Source organism: Nocardiopsis endophytica, assembly GCF_027706725.1.
Taxonomy (GTDB): Bacteria; Actinomycetota; Actinomycetes; order Streptosporangiales; family Streptosporangiaceae; genus Nocardiopsis_A; species Nocardiopsis_A endophytica.
This window is the reverse complement of record NZ_JAQFWQ010000204.1, coordinates 1-1842: the sequence shown is the minus strand read 5'-3', so window position 1 is coordinate 1842 and position 1842 is coordinate 1. Positions and strand designations below refer to the sequence as shown.

The window sequence follows — 1842 nt, the reverse complement described above, 5'->3', positions numbered from 1 at the left end:
CCAAGGGGCGGAACTGCGGTGCACCGGCCCCGGGCCCACCTGGGGTGAGCGGGTAGCGGTGGCGGCTGGCCCTCGTCGGGGGCCCGGCCCAAGGGGCGGAACTGCGGTGCACCGGCCCCGGGCCCACCTGGGGTGAGCGGGTACCAGCGGCGGCCGACCGTCGTCGGGGGCCCGGCCCAAGGGGCGGAAACCGCGACGCACCGGCCCCCTCCAGCGCGTCGCCGGTGCACCGCTGCGCCGACTAAGCCCGGGGAGACGGATAACCGTCGCCCCGTGCCCCGATAGCCTGGCCCGGCACGGCACCACCCAGGGCTCGGAGGGGCGGCCCGATGAAACTGTTCGCCAGCGCGGCTGAAATGCGCCCGGTCCCCCGATCGGAGGGGTTCCGCAACGGGGGAGTCTCGTACTGGTACCGCGAGGAGGGGACCCCGGAACGGCGCGCATCGCTGCAGGGGGACGCGGAATACGACGTGTGCGTGGTCGGGGCCGGGTTCACCGGCCTTTGGACCGCCTACTACCTGGCCGAAGCCGACCCCGGACTGCGCGTGGCGGTGGTCGAGCGTGAATTCGCCGGCCACGGGGCCGCCGGGCGCGGTGCGGGGCTGGTCACCGCCCACTTCCCCGGCCCGCGCGAGGAGCTGGCGCGCCGCAGGGGCAAGGGCGCGGTCATCGCGCTCCAGCGCGCGCTGATGGCGGCCGTCGACGAGGTCGTCTCGGTCGCCGAGAAGGAGGACCTGGACGCCGGCGCGGTCAAGGGCGGGATGCGCACCTCCGCGGTCAACCCCGCGCAGAAGGAGCGCCTGACCGCCGAGGTGGCCTGGCTCCAGGAGTGGGGGTACTGGCCCGAGGACCTGTACATCGACGGCGACGGCCGCGCGTACACCCCGCACGCCGCCGACCTGGACCCGGCCCGGCTCGCGGGCGGGCTCGCCGAGGCGGCCGAGCGCGGGGGCGTCGAAGTGTTCGAGGGGACCCCGGTCACCGCCGTGGTGCCGGGCGGTTCGGACGGGCCGGCGGCCGTCACGCCGTTCGGCAGGGTGCGCGCGCGGACCCTGATCCTGGCCACCGAGGGGTTCCCGCCCCCTGGGGCGGAGGTATGGCCGACCGAGTCCTGCGCGATGATCGCCACCGAGCCGCTGGACGAGGCGCTCTGGGAGGAGATCGGCTGGGACGGCCGGGAGGTGAGAGCCGACGCGGCTCACCGCCCGGCGTTCGCCCGCAGGACCCCGGACGGGCGTATCGCGGTCGGTGGGCGGGGAGCGCTGCCCCACGGCGCCGCCCGGGGCGAGGCGGGGACCGCGCCGCCGCAGGCCATCGCCGAGCTGTGGAGAGCGCTGGCAGGGATGTTCCCGGAGGCCGCCGACGTGCCCATCGCGCACGCCTGGACGGGGTCGGTGGGCGCTCCGGCGGACCACGCACCGGTACTGACATTGGACAGGGAGACCGGGGTGGCGGTGGCCGGGGGGTACGGCCGCTTCGGGATGGCGCTGGCGAATGTGGTGGGGCGCACCCTGCGCGACACCGTCCTGGAGCGCCGCACCGAGCTGGTGCGCCTGCCCTGGTCGGGTCTGGAGGAGGCGAGGAGCCCCCGCCTGAAGCGGATCGGCCGCCAGGTGGCCCGGGGCCTGTACCGGGGAGCGGACAAGCGGGAGACGAGTCGCCTCTCCGGCACCTCCCGCCTGGCCACCATGGCCGAACGCCTGTCCCCGAAGGGCACCGCCGAGTAGGAGTCCGTGGCCCTTGCGGTAGCGCTGTCGGGCGGCGGGCGTGCGGATGGTCGCCGTGGTTGGCGGCGACGAGGAAAGGTCGGCGGCCCTCATCGCAGCGCTGTCGGCCGTCCCG

At 76.0% G+C, this 1842-nt stretch carries 1 protein-coding gene; it reads left to right on the top strand.

Annotation, left to right across the window (positions count from 1 at the left end; all coding sequences use genetic code 11):
- Window positions 1-329 precede the first annotated feature (329 nt).
- Window positions 330-1727, top strand: coding sequence for an NAD(P)/FAD-dependent oxidoreductase (locus tag O4J56_RS31945; RefSeq protein WP_270690968.1), 1398 nt, complete (start codon window positions 330-332; stop codon window positions 1725-1727).
- The last annotated feature ends 115 nt before the right edge of the window (window positions 1728-1842 follow it).

Excerpts from the sequence above, each read along its gene's own strand:
- O4J56_RS31945 (WP_270690968.1), top strand. The coding sequence starts at position 330 with ATGAAACTGTTCGCCAGCGCGGCTGAAATGCGCCCGGTCCCCCGATCG.